The organism is Cycloclasticus pugetii PS-1 (assembly GCF_000384415.1).
In the GTDB taxonomy this organism is placed as follows: Bacteria; Pseudomonadota; Gammaproteobacteria; order Methylococcales; family Cycloclasticaceae; genus Cycloclasticus; species Cycloclasticus pugetii.
Map to the genome: position 1 here is coordinate 2343852 of NZ_ARVU01000001.1, position 12505 is coordinate 2356356.

At 41.3% G+C, this 12505-nt stretch carries 13 protein-coding genes; 6 read left to right on the forward strand and 7 right to left on the reverse strand.

Translation table 11 applies throughout. The features are described 5' to 3' along the window. Window positions 1-7 precede the first annotated feature (7 nt). Window positions 8-1030, reverse strand: a complete 1023-nt coding sequence (locus tag CYCPU_RS0111440) for a 2Fe-2S iron-sulfur cluster-binding protein (RefSeq protein ID WP_015007022.1) — start codon at window positions 1028-1030, stop codon at window positions 8-10. Window positions 1031-1131: 101 nt separating this feature from the next. Between CYCPU_RS0111440 and CYCPU_RS0111445 the strand changes: the two genes are divergently transcribed. Further along, entirely contained in the window at window positions 1132-1818 is a 687-nt protein-coding gene (locus CYCPU_RS0111445; protein ID WP_020162771.1) for a DUF2461 domain-containing protein, read from the forward strand. Between the two features lie 146 nt (window positions 1819-1964). On the opposite strand, the gene trpB is transcribed toward CYCPU_RS0111445, so the two are convergent. Beyond that, a complete protein-coding gene (gene trpB, locus CYCPU_RS0111450) occupies window positions 1965-3143 on the reverse strand; it encodes a tryptophan synthase subunit beta (protein ID WP_020162772.1) in 1179 nt (392 codons plus the stop codon). Between the two features lie 193 nt (window positions 3144-3336). Between trpB and CYCPU_RS0111455 the strand changes: the two genes are divergently transcribed. Then, on the forward strand, window positions 3337-3744 hold the full coding sequence (locus tag CYCPU_RS0111455) for a group II truncated hemoglobin (RefSeq protein WP_015007025.1): 408 nt from the start codon (window positions 3337-3339) through the stop codon (window positions 3742-3744). Between the two features lie 97 nt (window positions 3745-3841). Here the strand turns inward: CYCPU_RS0111455 and bphC are convergent, their stop codons facing one another. From bphC to CYCPU_RS0111480, 5 genes are all read right to left on the reverse strand, one after another. Beyond that, window positions 3842-4738 carry a biphenyl-2,3-diol 1,2-dioxygenase gene (gene bphC, locus CYCPU_RS0111460; RefSeq protein ID WP_015007026.1) on the reverse strand — a complete coding sequence of 299 codons (897 nt, stop codon included), beginning with the start codon at window positions 4736-4738 and terminating at the stop codon, window positions 3842-3844. A 45-nt stretch (window positions 4739-4783) separates the two neighbouring features. Continuing rightward, window positions 4784-5317, reverse strand: coding sequence for a 3-phenylpropionate/cinnamic acid dioxygenase subunit beta (locus CYCPU_RS0111465; protein ID WP_020162773.1), 534 nt, complete (start codon window positions 5315-5317; stop codon window positions 4784-4786). A 1-nt stretch (window position 5318) separates the two neighbouring features. After that, on the reverse strand, window positions 5319-6701 hold the full coding sequence (locus tag CYCPU_RS0111470) for an aromatic ring-hydroxylating dioxygenase subunit alpha (protein ID WP_016391028.1): 1383 nt from the start codon (window positions 6699-6701) through the stop codon (window positions 5319-5321). Between the two features lie 21 nt (window positions 6702-6722). Next, the gene (locus CYCPU_RS0111475; protein ID WP_020162774.1) at window positions 6723-7976 is read right to left on the reverse strand and encodes an aromatic ring-hydroxylating dioxygenase subunit alpha; all 1254 of its coding nucleotides are present in this window, start codon (window positions 7974-7976) and stop codon (window positions 6723-6725) included. Between the two features lie 158 nt (window positions 7977-8134). Beyond that, entirely contained in the window at window positions 8135-9112 is a 978-nt protein-coding gene (locus tag CYCPU_RS0111480; protein ID WP_020162775.1) for a PdxA family dehydrogenase, read from the reverse strand. Between the two features lie 257 nt (window positions 9113-9369). Here CYCPU_RS0111480 and CYCPU_RS0111485 point away from each other — a divergent pair, with 257 nt between their 5' ends. From CYCPU_RS0111485 to CYCPU_RS0111500, 4 genes are all read left to right on the forward strand, one after another. Next, on the forward strand, window positions 9370-9756 hold the full coding sequence (locus CYCPU_RS0111485) for a hypothetical protein (RefSeq protein WP_020162776.1): 387 nt from the start codon (window positions 9370-9372) through the stop codon (window positions 9754-9756). A gap of 141 nt (window positions 9757-9897) precedes the next feature. Further along, window positions 9898-10383, forward strand: a complete 486-nt coding sequence (locus CYCPU_RS0111490) for an aromatic-ring-hydroxylating dioxygenase subunit beta (protein ID WP_020162777.1) — start codon at window positions 9898-9900, stop codon at window positions 10381-10383. Between the two features lie 11 nt (window positions 10384-10394). After that, a complete protein-coding gene (locus CYCPU_RS0111495; RefSeq protein WP_020162778.1) occupies window positions 10395-11648 on the forward strand; it encodes an aromatic ring-hydroxylating dioxygenase subunit alpha in 1254 nt (417 codons plus the stop codon). 133 nt (window positions 11649-11781) lie between these two features. Then, window positions 11782-12498 carry a Crp/Fnr family transcriptional regulator gene (locus tag CYCPU_RS0111500; protein ID WP_016390223.1) on the forward strand — a complete coding sequence of 239 codons (717 nt, stop codon included), beginning with the start codon at window positions 11782-11784 and terminating at the stop codon, window positions 12496-12498. Window positions 12499-12505 lie beyond the last annotated feature (7 nt).

The following is a 12505-nucleotide window of genomic DNA, read 5'->3' on the forward strand; positions in this document are numbered from 1 at the left end:
TATTATTTTAATAAAAACGATCGTAATGAATTTGATCAAACGGCACTTTGTATTCAGTCATCAGCATACGTGTTAAAGCATCTGTCATAGGAGGAGGGCCACAGAAATAAAATTCGTGCTCTGGAAGTTTTTCTCCCAATGTTTTTCCTAACAACTCATGGATAAACCCAACATCACCATTCCACCCTGCTGCTTCGGCTGCTTCAACGTCTGATACGGCATTGAAATTCTTCACTCGGCCACGTAAATCATCATCTGCTTCAATAAGCTTAGGCGGACAAATATCACTTGGTGTACGACCTCCGTAGAACAAATAAATATTTCTATCACTTAGCTGAGGATCTCTGGCAGCTGCCTTAATGATCGACATCTCGGGTGACAAGCCTGAACCACCACCCACACAAACGATATCTCTTGGAATTTCTGGTTTCAAATATGCCAAACCATAAGGCCCGTCGATTACAATCTCCGCACCCACTTCATAATCTTCAAATAAAGTTGTGGTGGCACTACCGTCTGGCATTTTCTTAATAATAAAACGCCACTCACCTTCCTCATTTGGCAGGTTACACATTGAATAACCACGTGAGCCTGTAATGCCCGGGAAATCTAATAAGGCAAATTGCCCTGCTTTAAAATGAGCAGGATGCTCCGTTTTAAAGCAAAACTCTGCCATATCTTCTGTTAGTTTATTTATTTCAAATAAAACGGCCTTACCCTTAATTGGCTTATGTAACGGCATCGCTTCGGGGTTTAAGCGAACCTTAATCTCAAGGTCTTCAGTTGGAATACATTGACAGCTCAATTTGCGACCTTTTTTAATATCACGAGGTGACAGGCCCGGCGCATCTTCCCAAATATTCTCCACTTCACCGTTTAACACTTCAACTTTACAGGCACCACAACCACCTGAATTACATTCGTAAGGCATGCCTACACCTGCGCGTAGTGCTGCACGCAAAATAGTATCTCCTTCCTCACAAGCAAACTCCAGTTCCTGTCCGCTGATTTTTACGTTATAACTTGTCATGCCTCTCCTCTTAATTCAAACATTGTTAACCTATAAAGAATATTATATTCACACTAAACAAACAAGCCGTGTTTTAAATCAACTTCAGATCGACTAATCCAATGAATACTTCCTTTTTCAACCATCAAACACTTTCTTTCCTTCAACAATTATCAAATAACAATAATCGCCCTTGGTTTAATGAAAGAAAATCGCTTTATGAACAAAGTGTCCGTGAACCGTCTTTGGCTTTTATTGAGGCCATGGAGCCTAGTATAAAATCACTCTCTCCTAATTTTACTGCAGTGGCCAAAAAAACAGGTGGCTCATTAATGCGCATTTATCGAGATGCGCGTTTCAGTAACGATAAAACACCGTATAAAACGAATATAGGCATCCAGTTTAGACATACTGCTGGCAAGGATGTCCACGCCCCTGGGTTCTATCTACATATCTCACCTGACACTTGCTTTGTTGGTGCCGGTATTTGGCGGCCCAACAGTAAAGCGTTAAGCAATATTAGAGAGATGATTAGTGACAGCCCTAATGCTTGGAAAAACATTACACGCCACAATACTTTCAAACGATATTATACATTGTCAGGTGACTCATTAAAAACCTACCCGCGAGGTTACGCAAAAGATCACCCGATGATTAATGATTTAAAACGTAAGGACTTTATTGCTATCCACACTTTAACTCATGAAGAAATTTTAAGCCCTAATTTAACTAAAACAATCCATCACCGCTTTAAAGTCGCCAGCGATTTGATGGACTACCTGTGCAATGCGCTGGAACTGCCCTACTAAATTTAAACTGCCCAGTCTTTGTTGTTGCTAAGGTCGTGCCAATTATCTTCTTTTCAAGAACTCATCAAAGACTCTAAGTTGATTAACTAGTTTAAGCTCGTCGAGGTCTTAACAATTGCGCTGCTTTTCTCCAGACAACGGGCCTCCTACAACCCTAACTTATCTGCTATAAAGTCAGCATCCTTATCACCACGACCAGATAGGTTTACTAAAATCGTCTCATTTGAGCTCATTTTTTTTGCTATTTTCATCGCGTACGCCACAGCATGTGCGCTTTCTAGTGCTGGAATAATGCCTTCTACCCTTGATAAGGTCATAAAGGCATCAATACACTCTTCATCATCTATAGCAACATATTTCGCTCGACCCAAATCTTTTAACAAACAGTGCTGAGGTCCAACCCCTGGATAATCCAACCCTGATGCAATCGAATAGACAGGTAGCGGCTCACCTGATTGATCTTGTAAGTTGTAGCACTCAAATCCATGCAAAGCTCCTTTAACCCCTTTACTCATGGTTGCCGCATGCTCACCTGTTTCTAAGCCTCGTCCTGCTGGCTCCACCCCAACAATATCAACCAATTCGTCGTCCAAAAAAGCTGTAAATAGTCCTATTGCATTTGAACCACCACCAACACATGCAGTAATAACATCAGGCAAACGCCCCTGCTCCTCAAGAAACTGCGCGCGCGCTTCTTTACCTATAATGCTTTGGAAGTCTCTTACCATCATGGGGAAAGGGTGCGGCCCAACAACCGAGCCAATCGCATAAATAAAATTAACTGGGTCTTTTAAGTATTCTTCAAACGCACTATCTACAGCGTCCTTCAATGTTCTCGTCCCACGACTGACCGGCACTAAAGTACAACCCAATATTTTCATCTTCGTCACATTAGGGCGTTCTTTTTCAATATCCACCTCACCCATGTGAATTTCGCAATCGATACCCACTAAGGCACAAGCCGTTGCTAACGCCACCCCATGCTGACCCGCTCCTGTTTCAGCGATCACCTTAGTTTTACCCATGTGTCGTGCTAATAATGCCTCGCCAAGGCAATGATTTATCTTATGCGCACCCGTATGGTTTAGATCCTCTCTTTTTAGAAAAATTTTAGCACCACCTAACTTTTCCGTTAATCGTTTTGCATAAAAAATAGGACTTGGACGTCCCACATAATGGGTGTACAAATCATTTAACTCATCTTTAAAAGACGGTGTCTTTGAAATGTTTTGGTAAGCTCTGTTAATGTCATTCATGATGGCAATAAGATCAGGCGGTATAACCTGTCCACCGTACTCACCAAAGTAACCCTTCTCGTCCGGCATGGGAATTGTATTATGCTTCAAGCGCTGTTCCTTTTATTAAGGTTGATATCTAAGCTACTTTAGTATTAATCACCTTACTTGACAATACGCTCAGCGGACTTGAAAAATTACTGTAATTTGATTTGGATCATGGTTGATATTTCTGCATCATGCGACAGTTAACATTTACGCTAAAATTAATGCAGGATAGACCATGAGCGAAGCAAACCAAACAAGCGAACAACAAACAACAATGTATGACTGGATTGGCGGCGAAGAAGGCGTCCGTAAGCTAGTTAATCGGTTTTACGACATTATGGACTCGGACGAAGAGGCAAAAACTATTCGAGCCATGCATAAAGATGACTTAACCAATATTCGAGATGGTTTATTTGAGTACCTTTCTGGTTGGTTAGGTGGCCCACCGCTATATGTTGCGAAACATGGCAGCCCCTGCATTACTAAACAACATAAGCCCTTTAAGATTGATCAGCAAGCATCCAATGCTTGGATGCACTGCATGCAACAAGCCATGAAAGATGTTGATATTGATAAAAAATATCGTGACATGTTAACACCTGCTTTTCAGCGCATCTGCGATACCCTAATGAATCATCATTAACACTCAATCATCTTGCTCTAGCTAATCATGTCATTGATTGCTATCTGCACAATAAAAAGGGCGCCTTTGGCGCCCTTTTTTTGATACTAAATATTACTTAAATATCAACATTCATTCCATAACCGGTAGCTTCTGGCTTGTGACCAAAAATATCTCCAGTGTAATGCTCTTGCTCTCTCACTGCTTCACGTGCGCCATGGCCTAATTCTAACAACCATCCAGATGGTGTAGCAAAGTAGAACGTATAGGCTTGGTCATTCGAATGCTTTCCAAGCTGCATCGCCACATCAATACCTTCTCTACGCGCTGTATCGTGGGCTATGCCCAAATCATCCAGCTCTGTGTACTCTAACATTAAATGATTGATTCTTTTTTCCATTGGGCCAAGTCCAAATGCCAATGAGTGCTGACGATCGTTACAGTGCATAAAAACTGGTTTTGCAATCATGCCATTAGGTAACTTAATTTTATATTCAACAGATCCTTCAAGACCTAACATTGAATAAAACGCATATGTGGCATCATCATCTAGTGAACGAATAATGAAATGCCCAATACCTTGGTTACCAGTTAGAAACTTGCCATACATTGGTCGACCCGGGTGAAAAGGCTTCATTACATCCATTTGAGGGCTGTAGAAAATTTCTGTCGGGTTGCCTGATGGGTCCTCTAATTTAAGCAGGCCTAAAACGAAACGCTCTTCACATTCTTCTTCAGACGCTACACGAAAATCAACGCCATTAGCTGTTAAGTGTTGCTGCATCGCTTTGAATTCTTCAAAGCCTTTTACTCTCCAACCTGCATATGCCAAATCGTCTTCATCTGATTGATGAACTGTAAAGCGGTGATGCTGACCATCCATTCTTAGGTAAAAGCGATCATCGCGATCACCTTCTTCGATTTCCAAACCAACACATTTCGTTGCGTACTCACGCCATGCGTCCATATCTGTGACGTTAAACCCCATATAGCCTAACTCTATTACTTTTACCATTTGTTAAATCCTCTTATTTTAGTTTTAAAACTTACCGCTTATCGATCAGAAGAATATATATAAATTTTTATCTTCCGTTACTCTAGCATCTAGAGACACCTTACGCCGTACTAACTGAAAGCCATTACCCACTTTTCGTATTAAATCTTGACGGCAGCCTACATGCTCGGAGTGTTCTAACTGTCCTCTATGGCGATACACGACAAAATTACTGCGCACAACAAACTCATCGTCTTTATCAGTATGAAACGCCTCAATATTGGTAATAAGATAACGAACCGTTGAGCGTGGATCTTCCATCCACACCGCCCCTGTTAGCAACCGCGCCACTCGATCCTTTACTTCATCATAATCGTCATTATATATTGCCATGTCATATGGCGTAGGTTCAGGGCGCTTATCTTTAGAGTAACGGCGCTCTGTCACTGGCATCCAGTAATGCAAATCTTTGGCAACAAAGGTCTCAATCCATGTATTAAACTCTCCATTTTGAAGCAACGTCGCTTCTTGATAATAATGTTGAGATAACTCGTAATGTAGCTCTGAAGATACGCGTTCTTTCGCTTCAGTATTATGCATCTTATTCGCCCTCTGCCTCTGCCGCCTTAGCCGCTATTCGGTCTTTCCAATAATTTTTATTTGGGAAACAATCAGCCCAATGTTCATCGTTTGCACGTATATCATCCCAGCTATCAGCCGACATCATTTCTTGATAAAAGCGATAAAACCCTCGATACGATGTTTCTCCAATAAAACTTGAACCCACAATACCCGGGTAATCTGGGTGCTCACCTTCATACCCTTGCCCCATCGTTGAGTTCATCGTACCCTCACGCGTATAATTGCCTCTATTAACGTGCGTTGATTGCACCATATTATCACCGTCATCACTTTCCAATGTACCCGCCGTACCGAAACTTCTAACTGCTTGTTTAACAACTTCTCTTTTGCCTTCGTCACTCATATCTTTGTGCACAATGACCCAAGACCATACTTCAATTTCATGTGGCCCACGTGGGTGCCATACCTTAAAGATATTGGTTCCATATAAAAAAGAACAATTTGGGAAGGTTGAGCAGTTCCAATGGCCATTAAATAACTTTGCTCTTGGCTCTCCAAGATTCTCTGCCACCTTGGGTATGGTCTCTTCCATATATTTAGCATACTCATCTCTTTTCGCATGAATAGCGATGGCTGCATTATCAATAACACCAAAACCATGCCCATGGCGCGTTGTGACTTGAATCCCTAACTCATCAAATGGCATCTCAGCTTGGTTTCCAGCTAGTCCACCCAACTCTCCACCCAATACATGTAGAGCAGATGCATGTGTCCACCCAACATGGTAGCCATCACCCACAAAGTTTTCAGTTGGTACTTTCCAGTTACATTTGAGAATAGATTTCATCGGCGGACCAACCAATTCAGCCCCTTCGCCAGCACCTACCATCCATGTATCTAAGTACCAACCCCAGTCGCCTAAAAAGTCTTCTAAGCTAGGTGCTGTTTCATCAAAACAGCCAAAAACAAAACCTCGATAGCTCTCAACTCTGATGGTTTTTAAGCTTAACGAATCTCTATCCAACTCATCGTGGTAGCATTTTTCTCTTAATGGCACATCCACCAACTTTCCATCGGTCGAAAACACCCAGCCATGATAGTTACATACAAATGACTTGGTATTACCACTGTCTGCCGAACAAATGCTATTACCTCTATGCGTACATGAGTTAACAAATGCCTTTAATGAACCATCAGTATGGCGAGTAACGATCACTGAATCTTCAGCCATTTTGGTGGTAATAAAGTCACCCTTCTTTTCCAGCATACATTCATGCGTTAGGAACAACCAACTCCGCCCAAAAATATTTTTTATTTCCCGATCATAAACCTCTTGATCCCAAAAAACTTCTTTTGACTGTGTCGATGCCTTCGTATCAACCAGTTTATTAATATCTACCATTTCATACCCCCTTACTTAAATTTAGTCTCTAGCCATTACTGCTCGATAACCTTTCCAAAACCCTCGCACAGCATTTTCATCCATGCCCATTGGGCTGGTGTAATCTTCAACATCATTACCACCCATTTCAATAAATGAACGCAATTCTCCATCACGGTGGACGCCGTTTTGAACCAATTCGACAGCCTCGCCATCTTCCATTGATATTAAACCAGCAGGCCCAACTAGATTGATATTACGCAACCGATGCTCATCCATGGCCGCATCATCATCCTCATAACCAAAAAATGTCCAAACTAGTTCTGTTTCATTTGTACTTTTAGGCAGCACTTGACGAGCTGCTAATGTATTTTGAATTTGCTGCAAGACGACACTTGGAAAAAGCGACTGAATACTTAAGGCAACATTATCATCCCGCTCAGGAATAAAGTTTAAAACCCGTGTGTCCTGTAACTGATGTGGGCCTTGCATTTCTCTATTCGCCTCGTCCGCATAATCTTTATAATCAAGATCCTCTTTAGGCGGCGCTGAAACATTAAAATAGTTATGACAACCCACTTTATCGGTTATCCCTTCACTAATTTGCCCCTGACGATAAATACCAAATGTTGGGTAAAATAAATGCAATAAAGCACCATGGTAGCTGTCTCGACTGTTTTCAGCATAGGCCTTCCAATTGCCTTTCATAAACTGGCGAGTATGCCCAATTAACTTAAGCGGCTTATGCATAATACGCCTAATGTTTTCACACATTTTTTCGCCAAGAAACTCTTCTAAATCAGGTGTTTCTGGGTCAAAGGTTGCAAAAATCATTTGTGCTACCGTCTCAACACGTAATGTTTCTAGACCATGATTTTTCATATCAAAGTCTTTTGCATAACCGCCTTGCCCTTTCATACCCCGCCTAAAAGGTACACCTTTTAAATCACCTTTTGCATCATATGCCCACTGATGATAAACACAGGTAAAAGCACCATCATCAGAATGCCCATGGCGTTCACGACAAATAACCGCACCTTTATGCGCACAACGATTGACCCACGCATTAAGACTACCGTCTTCGCCTCTCGTCAACACGATGGGTGTATCGCCCACAAAAGTTGTTTTGTAATCGCCTGGTTGAGGCACCTCAACATCTAGACCGATATATGACCAAACCTTTCCACGGTATAAATTTTCTTGTTCCAACTTAAAGACATCTTCATCTAAATAAGTTGCGAAAGGGGAATGATTACCATTAACATCGATTTTATTGATTATTTCTTGCGCATTCATATAACTGTTCTCCTATTATTAATTCAAGAAGCCCTCCCATTGAATATACCCTTCAATTTAGGAGTAGCCTTGAGATTAGTTGCTTTAAAATACCTATCTATCGAGCATGTCTACATAAGACAATAGACAGAGCATACTGTTCCAGCAACCCTACAACTTTATTCGCTAAAAAAGCCGTTACCTGCAGCTAAATTACCCGTCAACTTAATCGCTTCTAGCATCATTGTATGGTCTGCCTTACCTGTTCCAACAAGATCATAAGCCGTACCATGCGCCACAGACATATGAAGGTATGGAGGCCCCATGATCAAGGCGCAATTACCTGAAAACCCCCATGTTTTAATTGCAATGTGTCCTTGGTCATGAAACATCGCCAACACAACATCATATTTATCTTCTATACATTGTCTGAAAACGGAGTCTGGTGGCATCGGCCCTTCGACGTTGATACCCAATGCTTTTGCTTGCTCAACACCTGGTCTAATTTCATTGTCTTCTTCTGCACCACTCGCATGCGGATTAAGTCCTGCCACAACTATTCGCGGATCACTAATACCCCACTCTATTAGCGAGTCATTGAGTTTTTCAATAGCACCCGCCACAAGGTCTTTACTAATCAGTTCGCATACATCACGCAAAGGAATATGGTCCGTTAAATGCATCACTCTTAAGGGGCCGCTAATTAGAAATAAATAACTATGGCCTGGCTCAATTTCAATAATCTTATCAAGCACATTGGCCATTTTCATTGATACTGAGCTAATTGGCGCCATAACCGTTGCATCTACTGCTCCAGACAACGCTAGCTGATCCATTTCTTCAAGCCAATCAGCACTAATTTGACCACAAGACACGTTATCTTGCCCCTTGGTGTAACTTCCCATGTCAAATTTCCCTGAATCCAAAATATCTATAACAGCAGGGTCATTTGTCTTTTCATCAACCGATTGAATCATATTAATCGTTAATGACAATTGATTCTCATCAACAACATCTTGCATCACATCTGCACTACCCACTAAAACAGGTTCACAGTATTGATGAATTTCACCGCTGGCCCATGCCTTAGCAACGACCTCTGGTCCTATACCCGCTGGATCGCCTATCATTGTTGCTACAATTGGCTTTTTGTTCATTATTTAGGCTCTCCTAGTTAAAACATTAACGCTAATAATTATTTTTATAAAAAATTTAGTAAATATTAGCATAACATTATTTTTTAAAAAACATATGTTGTTATTGATCTACATCAATTCCATTTCAACCCCATTATAAATTATGCAATAAAAACAGAATAATAAGTTGCCATTCTCCTAACTCCTGCGCTAACCTCTGTAGCAACATTACTATAAAAATACAGATAATCAATATAGAAAAACCTTAGGAGAATTTTATGTCTACACCCGTTCCTTTTGAGTCCCTATTAGATATTGAAGGCATTGTTGGCGCTGTGCGCTGGCGTGAAACTGTTGCAGGGAAAGGCGCCGTCACTCCTCCTTTTTTAACAGAGTATATCGGCAACATTACCGAGGATCGCGCTGAACGACTTATGGCTCACGCTGAAGCAGCTGGCCTTGCCATTATGGGCATTAGCCAACTTAGTCACCTACGCGCATCACACGACCCTTCCGTTGTTTACCCATTAGATTCTTATTATGTACATAGCATGCGAGGGTCAGTTGTCTGCACCATTAATCGTGTAGCTGCATTAATTGATAATGATGTTAACGTCGATATCCAAAAACTTATTGCTAAAATGAATTTAATAGATAACTCCTAAAAACTCATTAACTATTATCATGCCAAAAAGCCTCTTTAGTTGATAAAGAGGCTTTTTTTGATCATAGTCATTTTCTTATAAAAAGACCCCCGTATACTCAACGGTTAAATTTATCCAAAAAAAACAAAAAGAGGAGGCCATATGCCAAACAATGCTATAACCCTTGAACTAAAAAGCGAAATAGAAGACCTACTTAACAGCTATGTTCAATGCATCGATGATGATGATTTAGAAAACTGGCCAAATTTTTTTACTGACCAGTGCTTATATCAAATCATTCCAAGAGAAAACCATGAAATAGGCTTACCAACTGCTGTGATGTGGTGTGATAGCCGCGGCATGCTAGAGGACCGCATTACCGCGTTACGTCATGCTAATGTCTATCAAGTTCAATGGTATCGCCATATTATTAGCAACCCTGTTATTACAACTGATGACGGCGAAACATTTCACGTACAGTCAAATTATGCAGTATTCAAAACCTGTAATGACGGAGAAAGTACTGTTTATAACGTTGGCCGTTATGTTGATGAGATTGTCCGCGATAAAGGCGCTCTTAAATTTAAAAAACGAAGCGCTATTTACGACACTCATCGAATCACTACCCTATTGGTCATCCCTGTTTAAGGAGAAAAATAATGAATGCAATAACACCTCCACATTTAAAATGGTCTGCTGACGAAAGCCACACCTCAGTACCGTATTCCGTTTTTAATGATCAGGAAGTCTACGATCTGGAGCAAGCCAGAATCTACAATGGCCCAACGTGGAATTTTTTAGCCGCTGATGCAGAACTGCCAGAAAAAGGTAGCTTCAAATCAACCTATATTGGTGATACCCCTGTTGTCGTTACCCGTGGGCAAGATAATGAAATCTATGCTTGGGTTAACCGTTGTGCTCACCGTGGCGCTGAGATTTGTCGAGAGCGTCACGGTAAGTCTGAAGATGGTGCTTACACATGTGTATATCACCAATGGGCTTATGATGCGAAGGGTGACCTTCATGGGGTCCCCTTCCAGCGTGGACTCGCTGGCAAAGGTGGCATGCCAAAAGACTTTGATAAGAAAAAGCACGGTCTACGTAAGGTCCGTGTGGTTAATTACCATGGTGCGATTTTTGGTACCTTTAGCGATGATACGCCGGATATTGAAGAATATATGGGCGATGATGTTAGCTACCATATGCGTCGACTGCTAAATAAGCCGATAGAAATACTCGGTACAACTCGGCAATATATTAAAGGGAATTGGAAGTTCTACTCAGAAAACACCAAAGACCCTTACCATGCAAGCTTGTTACATCTCTTCCATGCAACCTTTGGGCTATATAGATCTTCACAAAAAGGTGAGTCCATCGCCAACAACGACTATCACTCGATCCTATGGGCAAGTGGTGGTACTGAAGATGAGACCGCTCTTGATGACATGAAGAAAGATAAGCTTAGAACGCTTCAAACTGGCGAATATGAGCTTAAAGATATGTCTTTATTAGCTGGTAAACAAGAATTCGAAGATGGCGTAACTTTAGTTATCTTGTCACTTTTTCCTTCGTTAGTTGTACAGCAAATTCAAAATACCCTCGCTTTTCGTCAGATCTTACCGAAAGGCAAGGATGAATTTGAGTTAGTCTGGACTTACTTTGGTTATAAAGATGACACCGAAGAACTTAGAAATATTCGTTTAAAGCAATTTAACCTTATTGGACCTGCTGGACTTATCTCAATGGAAGATGGCGAGTCAACAGAATTGTGCCAAAATGCCATTATCAGGGATGGTGAGTTTACAAACGTTATCCGTATGGCTGGTGATGAAGCGAAGGGAGACGACCACCTTGTTACTGAAGGTTTGATCCGAGGCTTATGGAAAGGTTACCGAGAAATAATGGACTTCTAAATCCTACTTTAGCAGTAAAACAAAAGCCTCTAATGCCTTGCATTAGGGGCTTTTTTTCATCGCTTTAAAAAGTTTTGAATCTATCTAATTATAGTTTACAGTAGGGCTTATAATAAAAACGGCGTTGCCTGCTATGCAAAAAAACAAAGCCGCTTCCAACTGTGTCGAATGTGTGCTCGCAAAACAATGCGTCCCTTCTGGAATGCCGGCCAACAAGCTATTTCGCTTTGAAAATATAGTCCAAACTAATATCCCATACAAAATGGGCGAGGCATTATTTCAACAGCACACTGAAACAAGCTTTTTATATGTTGTTAAGACAGGTTCATTTAAAACAAAAATGATTTCACCTCATGGCACCGAACATGTACACAACTTTTTTCTGCCCGGTGAAGTCATCGGTCTGGACAGTGTAGGGCTTGGAATGACACTAAACAGTGCTGATGCCCTTGAAGCCAGTTTAGCTTGTAAAATAGACTACCCCTCGCTGCGCATGTTGCGTAAGGAGTTTCCAACCTTGTCTGACTTCTCAGTGAAGCTGTATAGCACCGCCTTAGCTTCCATGAGTCGCGTGCAAAACATCATATCCCTACAGTCCGCCTCGTCTCGATTAGCAGCCTTTTTGATTTTATATCATAGTCGTATTTCATCCTCTAATTTACAGTCATCCTCATTTCAACTACCGATGACTCGCCAAGATATTGCCAGCCACCTTGGACTGGCTGTTGAGACAGTCAGCCGGTCTTTTTCCAAACTCATTGATACCGGCTGCATTAATAAGGATGGACGTAAAATTCAAATTTTAGAACTTAAAAAATTGGAGCAACTTGCAAACTCATCTGCCCGCTAAGAGGCCT

What these genes read in the sequence shown, in the direction of transcription:
- CYCPU_RS0111440 (WP_015007022.1), bottom strand. Translation starts at nt 1,030, where the DNA reads ATGACAAGTTATAACGTAAAAATCAGCGGACAGGAACTGGAGTTTGCT.
- CYCPU_RS0111445 (WP_020162771.1), top strand. Translation starts at nt 1,132, where the DNA reads ATGAATACTTCCTTTTTCAACCATCAAACACTTTCTTTCCTTCAACAA.
- trpB (WP_020162772.1), bottom strand. Translation starts at nt 3,143, where the DNA reads ATGCCGGACGAGAAGGGTTACTTTGGTGAGTACGGTGGACAGGTTATA.
- CYCPU_RS0111455 (WP_015007025.1), top strand. Translation starts at nt 3,337, where the DNA reads ATGAGCGAAGCAAACCAAACAAGCGAACAACAAACAACAATGTATGAC.
- bphC (WP_015007026.1), bottom strand. Translation starts at nt 4,738, where the DNA reads ATGGTAAAAGTAATAGAGTTAGGCTATATGGGGTTTAACGTCACAGAT.
- CYCPU_RS0111465 (WP_020162773.1), bottom strand. Translation starts at nt 5,317, where the DNA reads ATGCATAATACTGAAGCGAAAGAACGCGTATCTTCAGAGCTACATTAC.
- CYCPU_RS0111470 (WP_016391028.1), bottom strand. Translation starts at nt 6,701, where the DNA reads ATGGTAGATATTAATAAACTGGTTGATACGAAGGCATCGACACAGTCA.
- CYCPU_RS0111475 (WP_020162774.1), bottom strand. Translation starts at nt 7,976, where the DNA reads ATGAATGCGCAAGAAATAATCAATAAAATCGATGTTAATGGTAATCAT.
- CYCPU_RS0111480 (WP_020162775.1), bottom strand. Translation starts at nt 9,112, where the DNA reads ATGAACAAAAAGCCAATTGTAGCAACAATGATAGGCGATCCAGCGGGT.
- CYCPU_RS0111485 (WP_020162776.1), top strand. Translation starts at nt 9,370, where the DNA reads ATGTCTACACCCGTTCCTTTTGAGTCCCTATTAGATATTGAAGGCATT.
- CYCPU_RS0111490 (WP_020162777.1), top strand. Translation starts at nt 9,898, where the DNA reads ATGCCAAACAATGCTATAACCCTTGAACTAAAAAGCGAAATAGAAGAC.
- CYCPU_RS0111495 (WP_020162778.1), top strand. Translation starts at nt 10,395, where the DNA reads ATGAATGCAATAACACCTCCACATTTAAAATGGTCTGCTGACGAAAGC.
- CYCPU_RS0111500 (WP_016390223.1), top strand. Translation starts at nt 11,782, where the DNA reads ATGCAAAAAAACAAAGCCGCTTCCAACTGTGTCGAATGTGTGCTCGCA.